Annotated in this window: 15 protein-coding genes; 4 read left to right on the top strand and 11 right to left on the bottom strand. The window is 40.1% G+C overall.

What is annotated here, in order from left to right:
* The first annotated feature begins 65 nt into the window (after window positions 1–65).
* The gene (locus tag BLS33_RS23705; RefSeq protein ID WP_089895667.1) at window positions 66–2711 is read left to right on the top strand and encodes an ATP-binding protein; all 2646 of its coding nucleotides are present in this window, start codon (window positions 66–68) and stop codon (window positions 2709–2711) included.
* Here BLS33_RS23705 and BLS33_RS23700 read toward each other — a convergent pair.
* Complete coding sequence (locus BLS33_RS23700) at window positions 2686–3378, bottom strand: LytR/AlgR family response regulator transcription factor (protein WP_089895665.1); 693 nt, start codon at window positions 3376–3378, stop codon at window positions 2686–2688. The two genes, BLS33_RS23705 and BLS33_RS23700, sit on opposite strands and share 26 nt — an antisense overlap.
* Before the next feature lie 97 nt (window positions 3379–3475).
* Here BLS33_RS23700 and BLS33_RS23695 point away from each other — a divergent pair, with 97 nt between their 5' ends.
* On the top strand, window positions 3476–4963 hold the full coding sequence (locus tag BLS33_RS23695; protein WP_089895663.1) for a vanadium-dependent haloperoxidase: 1488 nt from the start codon (window positions 3476–3478) through the stop codon (window positions 4961–4963).
* 39 nt (window positions 4964–5002) lie between these two features.
* Here BLS33_RS23695 and BLS33_RS23690 read toward each other — a convergent pair whose 3' ends face one another.
* The 3 genes from BLS33_RS23690 to BLS33_RS23680 all read right to left on the bottom strand — a co-directional run bounded on the left by BLS33_RS23690 (window position 5003) and on the right by BLS33_RS23680 (window position 8371).
* Window positions 5003–5950 carry a TIR domain-containing protein gene (locus tag BLS33_RS23690; protein WP_089895662.1) on the bottom strand — a complete coding sequence of 316 codons (948 nt, stop codon included), beginning with the start codon at window positions 5948–5950 and terminating at the stop codon, window positions 5003–5005.
* 102 nt (window positions 5951–6052) lie between these two features.
* A complete protein-coding gene (locus tag BLS33_RS23685; protein ID WP_089895660.1) occupies window positions 6053–7666 on the bottom strand; it encodes a family 20 glycosylhydrolase in 1614 nt (537 codons plus the stop codon).
* Between the two features lie 54 nt (window positions 7667–7720).
* Window positions 7721–8371 (bottom strand): GDSL-type esterase/lipase family protein, encoded by a 651-nt coding sequence (locus BLS33_RS23680; protein ID WP_089895658.1) that lies wholly within the window; start codon window positions 8369–8371, stop codon window positions 7721–7723.
* Window positions 8372–8656: 285 nt separating this feature from the next.
* Between BLS33_RS23680 and BLS33_RS23670 the strand changes: the two genes are divergently transcribed.
* Together BLS33_RS23670 and BLS33_RS23665 are read left to right on the top strand one after the other, a co-directional pair.
* A complete protein-coding gene (locus BLS33_RS23670) occupies window positions 8657–9595 on the top strand; it encodes an RraA family protein (RefSeq protein WP_089895653.1) in 939 nt (312 codons plus the stop codon).
* Between the two features lie 10 nt (window positions 9596–9605).
* Window positions 9606–10880, top strand: a complete 1275-nt coding sequence (locus tag BLS33_RS23665; protein WP_089895651.1) for a mandelate racemase/muconate lactonizing enzyme family protein — start codon at window positions 9606–9608, stop codon at window positions 10878–10880.
* Window positions 10881–10905: 25 nt separating this feature from the next.
* On the opposite strand, the gene BLS33_RS23660 is transcribed toward BLS33_RS23665, so the two are convergent.
* The 7 genes from BLS33_RS23660 to BLS33_RS23630 all read right to left on the bottom strand — a co-directional run bounded on the left by BLS33_RS23660 (window position 10906) and on the right by BLS33_RS23630 (window position 17177).
* Complete coding sequence (locus tag BLS33_RS23660; RefSeq protein ID WP_089895649.1) at window positions 10906–11991, bottom strand: SGNH/GDSL hydrolase family protein; 1086 nt, start codon at window positions 11989–11991, stop codon at window positions 10906–10908.
* A gap of 30 nt (window positions 11992–12021) precedes the next feature.
* Window positions 12022–12747 carry an MIP/aquaporin family protein gene (locus BLS33_RS23655; protein WP_089895647.1) on the bottom strand — a complete coding sequence of 242 codons (726 nt, stop codon included), beginning with the start codon at window positions 12745–12747 and terminating at the stop codon, window positions 12022–12024.
* Between the two features lie 230 nt (window positions 12748–12977).
* Window positions 12978–13436 (bottom strand): DUF1569 domain-containing protein, encoded by a 459-nt coding sequence (locus BLS33_RS23650; RefSeq protein ID WP_089895646.1) that lies wholly within the window; start codon window positions 13434–13436, stop codon window positions 12978–12980.
* A gap of 57 nt (window positions 13437–13493) precedes the next feature.
* Entirely contained in the window at window positions 13494–13979 is a 486-nt protein-coding gene (locus BLS33_RS23645) for a GyrI-like domain-containing protein (protein WP_218129636.1), read from the bottom strand.
* 49 nt (window positions 13980–14028) lie between these two features.
* Entirely contained in the window at window positions 14029–15102 is a 1074-nt protein-coding gene (locus BLS33_RS23640) for a Gfo/Idh/MocA family protein (RefSeq protein ID WP_089895644.1), read from the bottom strand.
* Between the two features lie 56 nt (window positions 15103–15158).
* Window positions 15159–16070: an SMP-30/gluconolactonase/LRE family protein gene (locus BLS33_RS23635; protein WP_089895641.1), complete on the bottom strand. Its 912-nt coding sequence runs from the start codon at window positions 16068–16070 to the stop codon at window positions 15159–15161.
* Between the two features lie 273 nt (window positions 16071–16343).
* Entirely contained in the window at window positions 16344–17177 is an 834-nt protein-coding gene (locus BLS33_RS23630; RefSeq protein ID WP_089895639.1) for a sugar phosphate isomerase/epimerase family protein, read from the bottom strand.
* Window positions 17178–17180: the final 3 nt, after the last annotated feature.

Raw genomic sequence — 17180 nt, 5'->3', positions numbered from 1 at the left:
AGATTTTTCTGTTTATGAGAGAGATAATAACCATTTAGGTTTGATAGCGTTTTAGTTTCTGCTGAATGAAATTTCGATACTCTATAGTGACCCAATTCGCCCTATTTTTTACAGGGCTTCTTATTTTCTCAGTTCTTTTAACCGGGTACCTTGTTTTTCAGAAGGCCTCAGGGGTCATAGTCGAATACTCCCAGGATCGTTTGATTCATACTTCGGAAATGGCGGAGCAGTCATTTTATTCGCTCTTAAATGAAGTCTCGAATGATATAGCAGTTATTGCCGCTAGCCCAACCTTGAGGAATTACATCAACAATCCAACGGAAAAAACGGTTAGGGATGTTGACCGCCTATTTCGGGCAACCCTTGAAAATAAGACGTCTTACTTTCAAATTAGGTTGATCGGCGTTGAAGATAATGGTAGAGAAGTCATACGTTTCGATAAAAGCAACGCACGGGTTTTTAAATCTGACATCCTCCAACAGAAAGGAGACCTTGATTATTTTAAGCAAACGGTTCAAATTGGCAAAGGGGAGTTTTACTTTTCAAAAATAAACCTGAACGAGGAATATGGGGTAGTCAGTAATCCGCCCACTCCGACGGTACGGGCTGCAAGCCCAATTTTTAATACCAGCGATCAAGCTGTGGGAGTATTGGTCATTAATGTAGACTTGGGTGAACTTTATAAAACATTCGGGCAAATTTCAGGGGGAGAACACCAACTCTATTTGATCGATGACGATGGGCAATATTTGTATAGCCCAGAGCCTGAGAAGACGTTCGGCTTACAGACCCAAAAAGACTACGATTTTTATTCCGATTTTGAGATTGGGCGCGATACCCTCATTTCTAAAGAAAAAATTATAGGGCAATTGAAAGGGCTGTACGACCATACATATCTAAGTTATTTTAAGAAGTTGACCTATTTTCAAGGCAAACGAAATGTTTATCTAATTTCATTGATCGAGCAAAATTTATTGCTACAAAGTGCTAGGGGCGTTCGTTCCGAAAGTTTTAGAACACTGCTCTGGGTCTGTTTGTTTTCTATTTTGATGTCGTGGTTTTTCACAAATTTCTTTTCAAGGAAGATAAATCGAATTACCAAGGCCATCGCGAATTACGACAAAGGTGTTTTAGACGGTATGGAACTTCCAACAAACAGAAAAGACGAAATTGGGGTTCTGGCAAACACTTTTGTCAAGATGAAAACCAAGATTGATCGTAATGTAAAGGATTTGAACGTCGCACTTGAAAAGGAACAACTAGCAAAAAAACAACGCGATGAGTTTTTGCAGAATATGAGCCATGAAATGCGGACTCCGCTGAATACTATTTTAGGGCTTACCCAATTCTTATACAAACAATCACCTTCAGATGTGCAACTCCCTATAATTAATTCTTTGGAACGAAGCGCGAACAACTTGGCCGGTCTGATATACGACGTTTTAGACCACCAGAAGTTGCTTGAGAGAAAGGTGCAAATTGTAAATAGACCAACAAATATAGCCATGTTATTAAAAGATATTCATTCAAGTTATGAATTTGAAGCCATGCAGAAAGGACTGGTTTTTAGTTTAGATTTAGAGAAAGATCTTGAAGAGCAGCTGTTCGAAACCGATCTTTTACGATTGTCCCAAATTGTGACCAACCTTGTAGTAAACGCTGTAAAATACACACAAAGGGGACAAATAAATTTGACTGCAAAGATACTGTCTGGTGAAGTTCGGTTATTGGAGATACGTCTAAAAGATACGGGAGTCGGAATATTGCCAGAGAATATCGCAAAAATCAATGAACGGTTCTTCAGGGAAGAAGAGGGGCTTTCGGGTAGGTATGGTGGTTATGGTCTTGGCCTTTCTATTGTTAAACAATTAGTAGAATTATTCGGAGGTTCAATAAAAGCAAAATCTGAGAAAGGTGTGGGTTCAGAGTTTTGTGTGACTATACCTGTAAAAGTGGCCGAAGTAACGAAATCAAGATATAATACGCCCACTAAGGAATACTTTAGGCCACGGTTACACCATCGATACAAGGTGCTTTTTATAGAGGATGATCTTTCCACAGTGGAGCTGATGAAGCATATTTTAGCTAATGAAAAAATTGAGTTAAATCAATACGATAAGTTGGATGATATAATGAAAAGCATAAACGATGGCCCTCCTGACTTGATTATAAGTGACTTGATGTTAGCCGATGAAAATCTACTTGAGATTCTTAAGAAATGGAAAGTAGCTAAAAAAATCAACTGCCCTTTAATTCTTGTTTCTGCCTTAGAACCAGAAATCATGAATCGGCTTAGCACAATAAATTTTCAAAAACCATTTGATATAGAGGCACTAAAAGACTGTGTATATTGCATTTTAGGGTCAAAAGAAATCAATACTCCCGATTTTTCGAATATATATAGCAATTATGATGCTGATGCCTTTAAAATGGTTGAGGTGCTCAAACTTCTTCAAAGTGAATTCAAGACCTATCTCGATAGAATAGAAGCAGTAGCCAACTCCAAAGACCAAAAAGAATGGATAGCGATTCAGCATAAACTTGTCGCCCATATAAATAGTTTAGGGTTGACCGACCTTAAAAATGCGATGCCCGAGCGTATTGTAGTTGTAGAAAGTGATGAGCTGAGCAAGATTTATAATCTGTTTGCCTATTACCTCTGCTGTTTTAGATTTGAAGAATATATCAATTCAAAAGATTTATCTTCTTAAGCAGTTCTTTTTCATAACTCTGGCTTACCGGGATATGGTCGTTGTCGATAGCGATGGCATTACCATCTATAAAATCTATTCTATTAAGATTAACAATGTAGGAGCGATGTACTTTTTGAAAAAAATCGGGGAGTTTGGGTTCCAGGTCCTTTAAAGTCATTAGGGTCAATAATTTATGGTCTTTCAGTACGACGGCGATGTAGTTTGATTCGGATTTGAAATACTTAACATCCTCGAGTTTTATTTTTACCAATTTGTTTCCCTCTTTGATAAATAATCTCGATTCTTTTTTCCGATTTTCCAGAACAAAATTCTGAGCTTTTTGGAAACCTTTGAAAAATCGCGCAAAGTCGATCGGTTTCACCAAATAGTCAACAATATGGTCATAGTTGTAAGATTCAGAAGCGAAATTTCTGTCTGATGTTGCCATGATGACGGCACTTTGGGGACTGATATTTTTTAAAATGTCTTTACCCGTAATGTCGGGCAGATCAAAGTCGAGTAAAATGAGATCGAAATGTGAACCGTTGATCAAGTTAAGTGCCTCAAAACCCGATGTAGCGATTGTGGTTTCTGAAATATCCTGAATTTTACTACAAAAATGGTCCAGAAGATTACAGATCAAAGGGTCGTCGTCAACAATAAGACATTTCATGGCTCGTCCCATAAATAGTGGATTTCATCAACCAATATACATGATCCATACAATAATTACGTTTTGCACGGTTCAAATATTTAGTATTGAGCTTGGAAAACTGAATTATATGAAATCAAAAATAGTACTATTATCTTTAGTCGCCCTATTCTCCTATTTCGTGACCATTGGCAAGGAAACGGGAAAGAAACCCCAAGCAGTCATAGAAAAAGATGTTAAGAAAGAGCCTAGAGGAAAAGACAACGTAGCTTTTCAATGGGGCTTTATGGCATTAGAGGGCACGGCCAATGATACTGATAGGTTTAAGCCAAGGCCGACCATAACCTCTAGATACCTCGGTTTGATTTTTACCTCCATGTTCGATGCCTGGACGCGATTTGATAAAAAAGCGAGTCCGGTTTATCTAAGTAATGTAGAACGTCGGCCGGCAGATGAGAGAACCCTAAAAAATAAAGAGATAGCCATTAGTTACGCGGCTTATGGAGCCTTATGCGAGTATTACTATTCCGATAGTACCATGTTTCGAAATAAAATGATAGAATTGGGCTTCGACCCTGATAATAAGTCTTTGGATCCGAATACTCCGGAAGGTATCGGTAACCTAGCAGCTAAAAAGGTCATAGCGATGCGCAAAAATGATGGTGCCAATCAATATGGCGAGGTTGCCGGATCTAATGGGGAGCCTTATTTTGATTATTCGGGGTATACGCCGGTAAATGACATCGACAATAATGTGGATATTAACAGGTGGCAGCCAAAATACTTTATTGATGAGAGTGGTAAGAAATATGATCCAGGCTGTTTGACACCCTATTGGCAAGAGGTGACCCCTCTTTTGATTGAAACTGCCGATCAGTTTCGCCCAGGTCCTCCACCCATGATGGGGTCTGAACAATTACAAAGGGAAGTAAAAGAGGTTATTGATCTTCAGGCCGGACTTACACCTGAGAACAAGGCTTTGGTAGAGTTCATGAGAGATGGACCAAAATCGGTCCAACAAGCAGGGCATTGGTTGAAATTTGCACAAGATGTGTCTTTAAGGGATAAGCATACGTTAGACGAAGACGTAAAAATGTATTTTTTGGTAGAATCAGTGGCTATGGATGGATTTATTGCTTGTTGGGACTCTAAAATGTTCTATGATTTTGCAAGACCCTATGCCCTGGTGCATAAATACTACCAAGATGAGGTTATAAAAGCATGGGGAGGGCCTGAAAAGGGCATGATGGAAATGAAAGGTAAAGAATGGCGCCCTTATTCCCCCGATTCGTTTTTGTGCCCTCCTTTTCCCAGTTATGTATCGGGTCACAGTACCATCAGCGGTGGATGTGCCGAGGCATTGCGTTTGTTCAAAGGAGAAGATAGGTTTGGTGCAGAGGTTGAATTGGTGCCGGGTGCACTAACCGAACCCAATAATCTAGATGACCCAGTGGTACTTAAATTTCCCACATTCACGGAAGCTGCGGAAATGGCGGGTATCTCCAGGGTGATGGGGGGCTATCATATTCAAGCAGAAAATATCGAAGGCTTGGAGCTGGGCCGAAAAATTGCACGTTATAATTATAAAAAATATCTAAAGCTTTTAGGAGATCAATAGTAGGGTTGAGAATTTGATTAAAAGCGATACTACTATTTTTTAAAAGATGTTCTTTGGAATGTTTCCGACGTGTGTCGTTACCAAATCAATCAATTCGTCTGCGCGATTGGTTGAGCCTTGTGCGCCTCTTTCTTGCGCCATAATTTTATGCTCCAAGAGGTTTGAACTGGCATAGATAATAAAGGGAGTTTCTTTATCTGATTGCCTGATTTGTTTTAATAATACATACCCTTCCTGTGGCCCTTCGACTCTTCCCATATCGGAAAGAACAGCGGCATAGGTATTAGATTTTAGAAGTTCTAAGGCTTCATTGGTTGAAAGAGCTAAATTAAACTGAAACCCTAGCGCTTCAAAAGCTTCCCGTTCATATTTGTTGTTGTCAGGGTTGTCGTCAACCCATAGAATAGTATTTGATTTTTTACTTACGGTATTCAAATAATTTCGGGCGCTCACCATTTGATCGGTCGCTTGCGCTACGTCATTGGCATTAGTTGTTCTGCTGCTTTGTTTCGCATTCGCATTGGCTAACGCCTTAATTCCGTTGAATATCGCTTCCATAGACAACTGCCCTTCACCTGATGTACTATTTGATTTTTTAGCGTGTAGCGCAGTAACCCTTTCAATAAGAGTGTTCCAAGGCCTTTTACGATTTTGAAAATCTAGATATTGCAACACTTTGATTCTAGGATGTATTTCACAAGGTTCGATTAGAATGGGGATAATATTTTTTCCATTTCCCAGTGCCCACGCCCATTCGTAAGTAACATATGATGATTTTGCGGAGTTTTTTGTGAGGAGAACTATTAGTATGTCGGAACTTAAAAGGCCGAAATCAATTTCATTGCGCCATTCTTCACCTGCGGCAATTTCGTGAATATCGCGCCAAACGATTATGTCAGACCCCTCCAATTTCATCTTCATCAGTTCGGCAAAATCACTATCGGCCGAGGAGTAACTTATGAATATTTTTGGCTTATCATTATTCATTGATACAAAGTGTCGAGTTGATGATTATTAAAATTACATCTCTTATTAAATCAATAGGTAACCTATTTTTATAAATATAATTTGTAAGTCTAAAGCGTAATGTTAATCCTTTTTAATTTCGGTATACGAGTACTTACTTTTTTTCCAATCGATAAGTTTTGACGGGTAATATTTGACATCCATACGGTCGAGGTAAGGTGCCTGATTCGCCAAACGTACTTTGTAATTATCCCAATCACGGTTTTCTTGGGTGCTCCATGAAAGTTCGGCATGGCCGATGGCTCGTGGAAATGCCAAATACTCCAATTCGTCAATATTGCTGATGGTCTCAGACCATAATGGAGCCTCGATACCTAAAATATTTTCGGTAGGAATACCTTCGTAGTTTTCTGGCGTCCAGATATAGGCGCTATCTACGGGAACAAATGCGGCCCAATGCAAACCATGTTTTGATAGCGAGTCATACTGCATGTCGAGATAAGCTCTTTTTGCGGGAGACAAGATTACCTTCATTCCTTTTTTTACGGCCAAATCAGCATTTTCCTTACTGGCCCAGAATTGGGCAACGGCTTCGCTGTCGATATCGGCCGTCACAATTTCGTCCCAACCGATCATGCGTTTACGGTGTTTTTTTACGATTTTTTCTACTTTGTTCACAAAATGGATATAGTCATTCTTTTTGGTCACATGACTTTCATCTCCCCCCATATGAAAATAGGGGCCGGGCGTAATTGCCGAAATTTCACGAACAACATCATCAATAAAGGCATAAACCGTATCTTTTCTCGTATCGAAAGTACTAAAGCCTACATGGGTGCCTTCGTACAATTTTACTTTTTTTCCATTGCCGTTTAAAAAAGGGTAGGAAACCGATGCGGCATTGGTATGGCCGGGCATATCGATTTCAGGAACTATGGTAATGTAATTGGCGGCTGCGTAATCGACAATTTCTTTGTATTGTTCCTGAGTGTAAAATCCACCGCCTTCTCCACCTACCTCAGTGCTTCCACCAACTTCGGTAAGTTTGGGCCAAGACTTGATTTCAATGCGCCAGCCTTGATCATCAGATAGGTGCAAGTGCAAAATACTGTATTTGTAATATGCCAATAGGTCAATATATTTCTTCACATCTTCGACGCTGAAAAAGTGCCGGGCAACATCAAGCATGCTGCCTCGATATTCAAAATTAGGGGCGTCTATAATCTTTCCAGTGGGAATTGGCCAAATCGGTTGTTCGGCAAGCGTATCATTACTGGTTTCAGGAATGATTTGGCGAAACGTCTGAACCGCCCTAAAGGCACCTTCCGCAGTTTTAGAATTGATAATGGCGGAATCTTTGGTTATGTACAACTGGTACGACTCGTTAGTTGCAAGATCAGTACTATCAGATTGATTGATATAAATAATACGGTCCACACTATTTTCCGATCTTTCATTTACGAGCAAGTTTAATTTGGTGACCTCGTTGATTTTATCCGAAAGATATTGGCCTACTTCAGCAAAGCCATTTTCAGTTTGTGAGGTATAGATTGCGGTAAATTGGTCGAGACCGAAAGCATTATTGGTGGCAATAGTTTTTAACGGTTTTGGAATCATGTTCGCCACGGTCAGATCAGTTGGTGGAAAATTGATTTCAGGTTTTTTGTTTTCTGTGCAAGCTACAAGTGCACCCAATATGGTAATAGAAAGTATTGTTTTTATGAGGAGTGATTTCATGTTTTTTTATTTTTCCTTTGTTGGTCGTTCAGTGGGATTCTGTTGAAACGTGGGTCATGGTTTTTCCACATATGGTTTGATCACGTCGTACCAAAGTCCGTAACCTTTGGCATTCATGTGCAATCCGTCTTCAATGAAAATATCTTGTTTTACCGTTTTACCGTCTAACATGGGATGCCAAACATCAACATATTCTACGGTTGCGTCTTTTTTACTCAGTTTTTTGAACTTACGATTGAGTTGTTTGTATTTACGTTTTAGTTCCCACCGTGCTAGACTGGGTTTTGCAGCTAGAAGTACGATTTGTATATTTTGATTCTTATCCCTTATTTGAGCAATTAGTTGTTCAAACGTTGCTATGATTTCCTTCGGCTTTTTCTTGGCGAAAATATCATTGTCACCTTCGTAGATAAAAACTTTTTTGGGCCGATAGTTAGAAATGAGTTCATCGGAATATGCCAGTAAATCGGAAGCCTGTGAACCACCGAAACCGGAATTTATAATTTGATGTTCGGGAAATAGGGTTTGAAGATTTTTCCACATACGAATGGTAGAACTTCCTGTAAACACAATGGTTTCCTTAGATCCATCCCAATGCGTTTCATACTTCTGTTGTATACTTGCCACCTGATCAGCAAAACGATCAGGGTCTTGGGCGTTTGCAAGAAATCCGATAAAAAAAAATGTAATTAAACAAAGCCTCATTGATTCTCAATTTTAAGAGGATTAAGGTACTCTTAATTTAGGAATCGGTCAAATTATTCTCCTATCTCAACTTGCGACTCAACCTTGAATTTTTTTTAATAAAGCCCTATGAAAATAGCATAGAGTTTCTGATTGCTGTAAAGATTGGCCATCAAAAAATATTACGATTATCGACTTATTGAATAATTCATCAATAGTTTGGTTTTTCGTTAAAATAAGGATGTGTTTTTTATATATTTGATACAACCATCGCCTTTTTCGAGGCATAATTAAAATTGGTATCCAATGAAGAAAATGGTGGCACTGCTGTTGTTCGGATCAATGTTTATGACATATTCCCAACAAATTTCTAAAGAAAATCTCGTTTTTTTAACTCCTGAATGGAAAGGGCAGCGTCTCGAGGATGGCCGCCCGTATGTTGCAGATCAATTATTGGAGCGAATGAAGTTGGTAACCTTAGAAGAGGCTTGGGCCGTTTTGAAAGGTGAAAATTTTAAGTATCAATATGCGGAAGATTGGCAAGTTATCAATCCCGACAGCGTATTGGTCGGTAGGGCGGTGACCGCTACTTTTATGCCGGGGAGACCTGATATTCATAGGGTAATCGACGATAAGGGCCATCAAGATGATGGTCGTATCAAGTCGCAGAATTCTTGGGCAATAGATATGCTAATTAAAGGTGATGTTTATGTTGTCGACCAATTTGGGGCACACATAGACGGACCTACTATTGGAGACAACCTTGCCAATTCCATTTTTGCGAAATCGGGAAATGGGATTGTTTATAATGGGGCAATTCGAGATATTAGTGGACTCAAGGAACTTGGCTCATTTACCTCTTTTTTTAAAACTTATCATCCTTCACACCACTTGAACAACCCTGACGGTGATTTAAATACCACTTTGGTGGGCATTAATACACCTACTCGAATCGGTATGGCTACGGTTATGCCGGGAGACGTGGTATTGGGCCGCGATGGGGGTGTCATTTTTATTCCTCCACATTTGGCTGAAAAAGTGGTCAACGTATCGGAACTGGTGCGACTTAGGGATATGTTCGGACATCAAAGACTACGCGAACAGAAGTATACAGCCGGACAAATTGATTCACGATGGTCTGATGTCATAGAAAAGGATTTCTCCCAATGGTTGAACGACCATATTGATGCATTGCCGGTACCCAAGGCACAAATACAACAATTACTAAAAACAAGAACTTGGTAAAGTTTACAATATGAAAAACGATAGGCGCGCTTTTATTTCGAAAAGTTTATTGGCCGGTACCGGTCTCGGTTTTATGTCTAGTTATGGACAAGGCTATGAATCGGCAATTGATAAAGCGCCCAAGCGTTCGGCACCATCTACCCTGAAAATAACCGATGTCAAATCTGCCTATATTCGAAACGGCGGTGCTCTTTTTGTGAAGGTGTATACCAATCAGGGTATTTATGGTTGTGGCGAAGGGGCCGATGCGGTGCAGGGTACCTATCATCTGGTCAAGAAGTTGGGTGAGCGTATCAAAGGGGAAAATCCGTTGAATATACACCGTCTTTTCGAGGATATTCGTAAATCAGGCTTTTTTCAAGGAGCACAATCGGGAATGTACGTAGCTGTTCTAACCGCTATAGAAACTGCATTGTGGGACTTGGCAGGAAAAGCACTTGATGTACCGGTCTATCAGCTTTTGGGAGGTAAGTTCAGGGATAAGATTAGGGTCTATATGGATACCGCCCTCTATCAGAATAGGTTGCCGAAACCCGAAGATTTTGCAGTTGCGGCCCGTGAAGCTGTAGATATGGGCTTTACAGCGGTAAAATTTGACTTGGACCAAGCCAATGATCCCAATAAATACGACCACTACAATTGGACAGCTAGCCCAGCAGAATTACAGCGCATGTACGATCAAATGGCAGCTACCCGTCAAGAAGTGGGGCCGAATATAGATATCTGTGCCGATATGCACGGCCGATACGATGCTGTAACAGGTATGAAAGTGGCCAAGCTTTTAGAACCTCTGAACATGATGTGGCTAGAAGAACCCATCGCCGCAGAAAATATCGATGCCTATAAACAAATTACCGATTCGACATCTACGCCCATTTGCGCTGGAGAGAACCATTATTTGGCTTATGGCTTTCGCAAAATGCTTGAAATCGGTGCTGTAAATATTATTATGCCCGATCTACAAAAAGCCGGTGGTTTAGGTGAGGCGCAGCGCATAGCAAATTTGGCCAACTTATATTATGTGCCCTTCGCGCCGCATATGGTAGCCTCGTATCTAGGTGCTATGGCATCGTGTCACGTATGTGCCTCGGTACCTAATTTTATGATTTTGGAATGGCAGATTTATTTCCATAAAAATCCAATGTTCAAGGAAATCGTAACCTTTGATGGCCCTATGGTAGAAAACGGTTTTATTACACTCTCCGAGAAACCGGGCATCGGCGTAGATATCAATGAAGAGGGAATGCGGAAATATGCCGAAAAAGGAGTTCCTTTTTTTGAATAGTGTTCTATTGGAGGTGTTCTGGATCCTAATCGAGCAAATTTAATCGGTCGAATTCGGCAACCAAGAAATCAGCATAATTTAGAAAACCCAAATCGGTAAAATGTACGCCGTCGACAGTACCCTCATGGTCTTGGCCAAACACATTTTCAGTTGCGATGTAAAAAATATTTTTGGTATTTTGAGCAACTAGGCTGTCAAATTCGGCCTTTAGCGCTATGTTTTTATCAATAGTTTTAGCCCGTTTACTGTGGTCTAAGAACGCTCCCTCATAGAAAAAGTTTTCTACCAATAAAATTGGAGTGTCGGGTCTTTTTTCTCTAATATAATTGACCAATGGAACAGTACGTTCGGTTACTTGTTCAGGAGTCATGTTCGGGAGGCATTCGATTATAAAAATCTTAGCATCGATTTCTGAAATGACCTCGGTTACAGGATGCTCCATTTTACCATTGCCACTGAACCCGAAATTGATACAGTCGCGACCTAGTTTGCGAGAGACTATATTGGTATGTGCCATTCCGGTGCGCGAAGCACAACCCCCTTGGGTAATACTCGTTCCATAAAAGACTAATGGTTTGTTGTTATTTGGTACTGCCTTGTGTATTTCGCTACTTTCATCGATACCTACTTCCAATTGGGTTACGCCATCGTAAAGGGGTAAATAAATTTTATATTCCCGCTCTTTGCCATCCATGTTTTTAATAAGTATGCTTTCATTTGTTTTGTCGGTGGGGCGACCTGTATTGACGTACTGCCAATCTCCATTATCGTTCTTGGCATACAGATCAACTCCCTTAATACCACTATCGGCCATATGGTTCATACTGTTGTCGTTCAATAATGTCCATCGCGCAGCTATACGGGTTGAAGTGGTATGAAAGCGAATGGATATACCAGCGGAATTTTTTGAAAGATTCCAGACGGCTTCCCTAACTTTTTCTTTATGCGAAGCTGGTAATCGGTCATATGGACTTTCTTTACGCGTTGCATCGACCTGAGTGCCTTCTATTAAAAAATTCTCCGTTCCATAAAAGATCAAAGCGGGTTCCTTTTCTTGGGCGAAACCCCAGTTGAACACTAAAAAAATCGATAATATGCGCAGAAAAGCCATTTTAATTATTTAGGAATAAAATTTTAGAAATTATGCACTGAGCAAAAGAAATACCCCGGCAGCTAGTGAACCTCCCACTAACGGACCGATAATAGGAACCCAGGCATAGCCCCAGTCACTAATGCCTTTTCCTTTTAACGGAAGCAATGCATGCAAAAGACGTGGCCCGAAATCTCGAGCTGGGTTAATGGCATAGCCCGTTGGGCCACCAAGGGCGAAACCTATCCCCATTACCAAAAGAGCTACAGGCAGGGCGTCTAAAGACCCTAATGAGACGGGTTCTTCCGAAAATGAACCTCCTGCAATATAAAACACTCCGAAAACTAAGACAAATGTACCAATGACCTCGGTTACAAAATTCCAAAGAGGACTTCGGATTGCCGGTGCGGTGCAAAACGTAGCTAAAAGAGCCCCTTGGTCTTCAGTGGCATCATATTGCTTTTTATACGTTAACCATACGAGTAAATTGCCCATCATAGCCCCTAAAATTTGGGCAATTGCATAACCCGGGACCAATGCCCATTCAAATTTGCCGGCGACAGCCAAACCTACTGACACTGCAGGGTTCAGGTGAGCCCCGCTAACATTGCCACTTATAAAGACACCTACAAAAACAGCGATACCCCATGCCAAAGAGATACCTGTCCAACCGGCATCAGATCCCTTGGTTCCTTTCAAGACTACATTGGCTACAATACCATTGCCCAAAAGAATTAGCATACCGGTTCCTATAAATTCAAAAATATAAGCTGTCATGGTTGTGGTCGTTTAATTAGGAATGCGTAAGATAGAAAAAATGTTGAATACTTTATCCACCCATAATTTAAGATGTTGTATTTCGAAAATCATGATTTGATAGGAAATCAAGAACTTTTCTCATCAGTATTTGATAAGTGAACGACAGTGGTCAATTAGCAACTTAAGAATAGGGTTTCTAGCTATCATGGCTTAAACCAAAATAGAATAATTATCAGAAGAAAACTTTTTTAAACCCCAAACTGTTGTAAGTGATGGTCTAAATGTTTAGAAAATAATGTATTCCATTCTTTTTCCGATAATGGACCAAAAGCATGAGACTCTTTGTTGTTAAAGTGAGAGCCCCCTAATTGTTGCGTTTTTTCGATATGGTAAATCAAACGTTTCTTTTCCTTATCAAAATCACGGGCATCACTGATTATAAATATCGGAGAAGTCATACTATTTTTCTTATATGGCTTTGGCCCTACTACAATATTTTTTGCGAAAAGCTTGATTAAGAACTTCTTGAATCCTTTTGGTTTTTGGTGTTTATCTTCATAAACGAGTTCGTAAGCCACATTGCAGTGGGCCAACATCTGTGCTACGCTCATTTTTCCCCATAAAGGTTGAGTTTCTGAGTTTAAACTGTTTATGCGTACAATGGTTTCCTGTGATTCCTTTGGGTCAAAAAGATTACGGATGGTCATGGATCGTGATTTTTAGAATTTAAAATATTGGGCCTTTATCAATGCGTTCTACTAAAGTTATTTTTTTAATTTGATAGGTATACAAATTTGTTCTTCTGAATTTGGGTCTTCATTTTTATACTTGTTTCCCAAAATTTCAAAATGGGGTCTTTCGTCTAACTCATAACTTGATTGTGGCAACCAAGTTTTGAAAATGTATTGGAAAATACTAGGATCCGTGCTCGAGCCTTCATAATGGAAAATCGCATAGAGACCTCCATCTAATTTCAAGGTTTCTAAATTTTCTGGTAAACTATCATTATTCACGGTTTCTATGGCTGCCCATTTTGTAAACTCGGTTTGCGGGTTAAAGTTTTCGTAGTAAGTGTCATTGTCGTAAACCTGTATGGAATATAAATGGGGACTCGGACTATCTTTAATTGTTTTGCGTAAGGGCATAAAACTTTGCCACAATTCAAAGGTTCTATTGTTGGCCAATGACATTCTTAGCGATTTACCAACGACCGTCTTTGTTGAAAGTTGTTCAATTTTTGGTTTCAACATTTTTTCTAAATAATTCATTGGTCGGACGCGCTTGCAACTTTAATTTCCTTTACTTCTTAAATTGTACAGCTTTGCCCGTTTTTGCACTCTCCTTGGCCATTTCTAAAATTTCTACTACCACGACGTTATTTTCCAAGGAAGATAGCGCGTAGGGTGGCAGGGTAATCTTTTGCCTTATGACGGCCGATAAAAAAGAAAATGGATCATTATAAGGCGCTATTCTTTTTTCTAATTTTTCACTTTTTACTGTTTCTTTTGAGTCAAGCCTGTAACGGATATTGGTAGCGTTATCACTCAGAATGAATCCTGTTTTGCCATATATTTCCATATCTTTTCGGGAGAAGGGCCAGTTCCATGAGGCTTGAATGATAGCCTGACTTTTTGGAAATTTCAATATAATGGTGGCTTCATCATCAACTTTTGGATACTTCTCAGGTTTTATAGTCTGGGTCATGGCCAATACGGAGATGGGTCGTTCACCCTTCATCAACCAAGTAACTAAATTGGCACCGTAGCATCCGAAATCTATCACTGCACCACCACCATTTTTTATAGGGTCTGTGAGCCATTCTAAAAATTCGGGATTCACACCTATTTCTTCAGGGCCTTCGTGCCCATCGTGCACTACTATTTTACGTAGCTCGCCAATAGCGTTATTCTCGACCATCTCATAAGCCTTATGATTCGATGAATACCAAGTTGTTTCATAATTGGTCAATAAATGAATCTTATGTTTTTTCGCAAGGCCTTCCATTTTCTTAACATGCGCGATACTCACAGCTAAAGGTTTTTCGACCATAACGTGTATACCTTTGGGAGCGCAGGCTTCAACTACACCTAAATGATCATAGATGCTTCCAAAAGCGGTAACCGCTTCAGGATGGGTAGCGGCTATCATTTCTTCTACGGTACTAAAAACAATATCCATGGAATACCCATAGCGATCGGCATATCGTTTTGCTAGATCTCTATTGGATTCGGCAATACCTACGATTTTAATATCACCTTGTTCAGGTCTTCGCAAGAGTTGGTGCACATGGGAGTGGGTGATACCGGCAATGCCTACTTTTAATGGAGCTTCGGTTTGGCTATTTACCAGTTGTGGGGTCGTTATGAGTATCATTATAATAATGATAGTGCCAAGTCTTTTGTATAGATGGTACAGTGACATTTTATAGCTCAATTTAGGTGTGTGACACCATGAACATTCATCTGCAATGTGTAGAGCGAATTCATAGCGGTAATAAAAAGTGTTTTTTGGTCTTTGCCTCCAAAAGTGACATTGGCAGTCCATTTTTGGTCTATGGGTATATGCTGAATCTGCTCACCCATGGAATTAAAAACGGTGACCCCGTTTCCTGTTAAATAGACATTACCTTGATTGTCTAAGGTCATGCCGTCAGAACCCATATCGGCAAACAACTGTTTGTTGGTAAGGTAGCCGTCTTCGCTAATACTATAAGAATAGGTTTTCTTGGCTCCAATGTCGGATACATACAGAATTTTACCGTCTGGGGAACCTACAATGCCATTTGGCCGCTCAAAGTCGTTGGCGACAATTTTAATTTTATCCATGTCAGGGGTAAGGTAATAAACCCGCTCGTTTTGAATATCTTTTTCTGTGCGTTCCCAATAATCACGTTTGTAAAAAGGATCCGTAAAATAGGTGCCTCCTTTTAAATCTATCCATAAATCATTGGGGCCGTTCAGGTTCTTCCCCTCAAACCCATCAACAAGAACTGTTACATTTTTCTTGGGATCGATACGCCAGAGTTGAAACTTTTCATCGGCGCAGGCCACTAAATTTCCTTGGCGGTCAAAGTAAAGTCCATTGGCACGCCCAGAAGGCTCCATAAAAACCGATACCGAACCATCCACCACCGACCATTTGATAATACGGTCATTGGGTTGGTCTGTGAAGAACACGTTGCCCTCTTTGTCTACTGCGGGACCCTCAGTGAACTTGTAATCGGAAGCGACCAAAGTAATTTCAGCACCATCTGCGATAAGCGGTGTTTTTTGAGCACTAATCGACAAAATCATTGTAGAGAATAGGAATGTAGTAAAAAAATGCCTTTTGCCTTTTTTCATATGGGTTGCAATTTTGGGTATTAATGTACGAAGAGAAATTTAAAATAATTTCGTTTTTATAGCACTAAGGGCAAAGTAACTCTGAAACTCAAACTAAAATCACGCGTTCAAGCAAACCTAGAAATTTCATGGCTATCACCATGATCGAAAATTTTTTTTAATTTCCGACTATAAAGAACGAAGGAAGTCAAAACACTAAAAATAACATGGGTTTAGCTCTTAATTTAAATAAAGGCACGACCGAAATTTAAATTTGGGGCGAGCGACCTGGCTTTATAGATGGTGCATATAATTCATGTTGTACTGCATGCTTTCTAGGGGAGTATTGGCGTATTCTTCCTGTTCTATAAAAATATGTTTTACCCCTGAAGCTTTTCTATTGGCTATCATTGCTGGAATGTCTAGTGCACCTTTTCCGAATTCGGTACTGTGTCCATCCTTTAGATTCATGTCTTTCAAATGCCACAACGGAAAACGCTTAGGGTATTTTTTAAAATAGTCAAGCGGGTCTTTACCGCCCATGACAACCCAGCCGAGGTCTAATTCCATATGTACCAAGTCGGGTTCGGTGTTATCCATTAGAATATCGTAAAGCACTTTACCCTGGTCAGTTTCAAACTCATAACCGTGATTGTGGTATCCGAATTTAAGCCCCATTTTTTTACAATCCTCGCCAGCTTTGTTGAAGGCTTCCGCCACTTTTTTATAATTGTCGACCGTTTGGCCATCAGAGGGCATTGATGAGCAGATAAGGTATTCTTGCCCCGATGCCGCGGCTTCATCCATGGTTTTTTGAAATTTTTTATCAAGCGCCACATGACCACTTTTAAGGTTCATGCCCAAGTCGGCACATGTTCTTTTCATTTCCTCTGGCGAAAGTCCGTAATAATGGCCTTTAGAACTTCGGGCCGTTTCAATTTCTTTGATACCGATTGCCGCAATCTGTTTTAAGGTTTCTTTGGGGTCTGCGGTCATTTCATCTCGAAACGTATACAATTGAACCCCTAATTTTAATTTTTTTGGAGGAGAAATGGCGTATGACGGTAGTACCATTGTTCCTAAAGCCAGTAAGGCCGATTGCGTGAAAAAATCTCTTCTTGTTGCCATGGC

Source organism: Kriegella aquimaris, assembly GCF_900103215.1.
Lineage (GTDB): Bacteria > Bacteroidota > Bacteroidia > Flavobacteriales > Flavobacteriaceae > Kriegella > Kriegella aquimaris.
This window is presented reverse-complemented; position numbering and strand designations above follow the sequence as displayed.

What these genes read in the sequence shown, in the direction of transcription:
- BLS33_RS23705 (WP_089895667.1), top strand. Translation starts at nt 66, where the DNA reads ATGAAATTTCGATACTCTATAGTGACCCAATTCGCCCTATTTTTTACA.
- BLS33_RS23700 (WP_089895665.1), bottom strand. Translation starts at nt 3,378, where the DNA reads ATGGGACGAGCCATGAAATGTCTTATTGTTGACGACGACCCTTTGATC.
- BLS33_RS23695 (WP_089895663.1), top strand. Translation starts at nt 3,476, where the DNA reads ATGAAATCAAAAATAGTACTATTATCTTTAGTCGCCCTATTCTCCTAT.
- BLS33_RS23690 (WP_089895662.1), bottom strand. Translation starts at nt 5,950, where the DNA reads ATGAATAATGATAAGCCAAAAATATTCATAAGTTACTCCTCGGCCGAT.
- BLS33_RS23685 (WP_089895660.1), bottom strand. Translation starts at nt 7,666, where the DNA reads ATGAAATCACTCCTCATAAAAACAATACTTTCTATTACCATATTGGGT.
- BLS33_RS23680 (WP_089895658.1), bottom strand. Translation starts at nt 8,371, where the DNA reads ATGAGGCTTTGTTTAATTACATTTTTTTTTATCGGATTTCTTGCAAAC.
- BLS33_RS23670 (WP_089895653.1), top strand. Translation starts at nt 8,657, where the DNA reads ATGAAGAAAATGGTGGCACTGCTGTTGTTCGGATCAATGTTTATGACA.
- BLS33_RS23665 (WP_089895651.1), top strand. Translation starts at nt 9,606, where the DNA reads ATGAAAAACGATAGGCGCGCTTTTATTTCGAAAAGTTTATTGGCCGGT.
- BLS33_RS23660 (WP_089895649.1), bottom strand. Translation starts at nt 11,991, where the DNA reads ATGGCTTTTCTGCGCATATTATCGATTTTTTTAGTGTTCAACTGGGGT.
- BLS33_RS23655 (WP_089895647.1), bottom strand. Translation starts at nt 12,747, where the DNA reads ATGACAGCTTATATTTTTGAATTTATAGGAACCGGTATGCTAATTCTT.
- BLS33_RS23650 (WP_089895646.1), bottom strand. Translation starts at nt 13,436, where the DNA reads ATGACCATCCGTAATCTTTTTGACCCAAAGGAATCACAGGAAACCATT.
- BLS33_RS23645 (WP_218129636.1), bottom strand. Translation starts at nt 13,979, where the DNA reads ATGTTGAAACCAAAAATTGAACAACTTTCAACAAAGACGGTCGTTGGT.
- BLS33_RS23640 (WP_089895644.1), bottom strand. Translation starts at nt 15,102, where the DNA reads ATGATACTCATAACGACCCCACAACTGGTAAATAGCCAAACCGAAGCT.
- BLS33_RS23635 (WP_089895641.1), bottom strand. Translation starts at nt 16,070, where the DNA reads ATGAAAAAAGGCAAAAGGCATTTTTTTACTACATTCCTATTCTCTACA.
- BLS33_RS23630 (WP_089895639.1), bottom strand. Translation starts at nt 17,177, where the DNA reads ATGGCAACAAGAAGAGATTTTTTCACGCAATCGGCCTTACTGGCTTTA.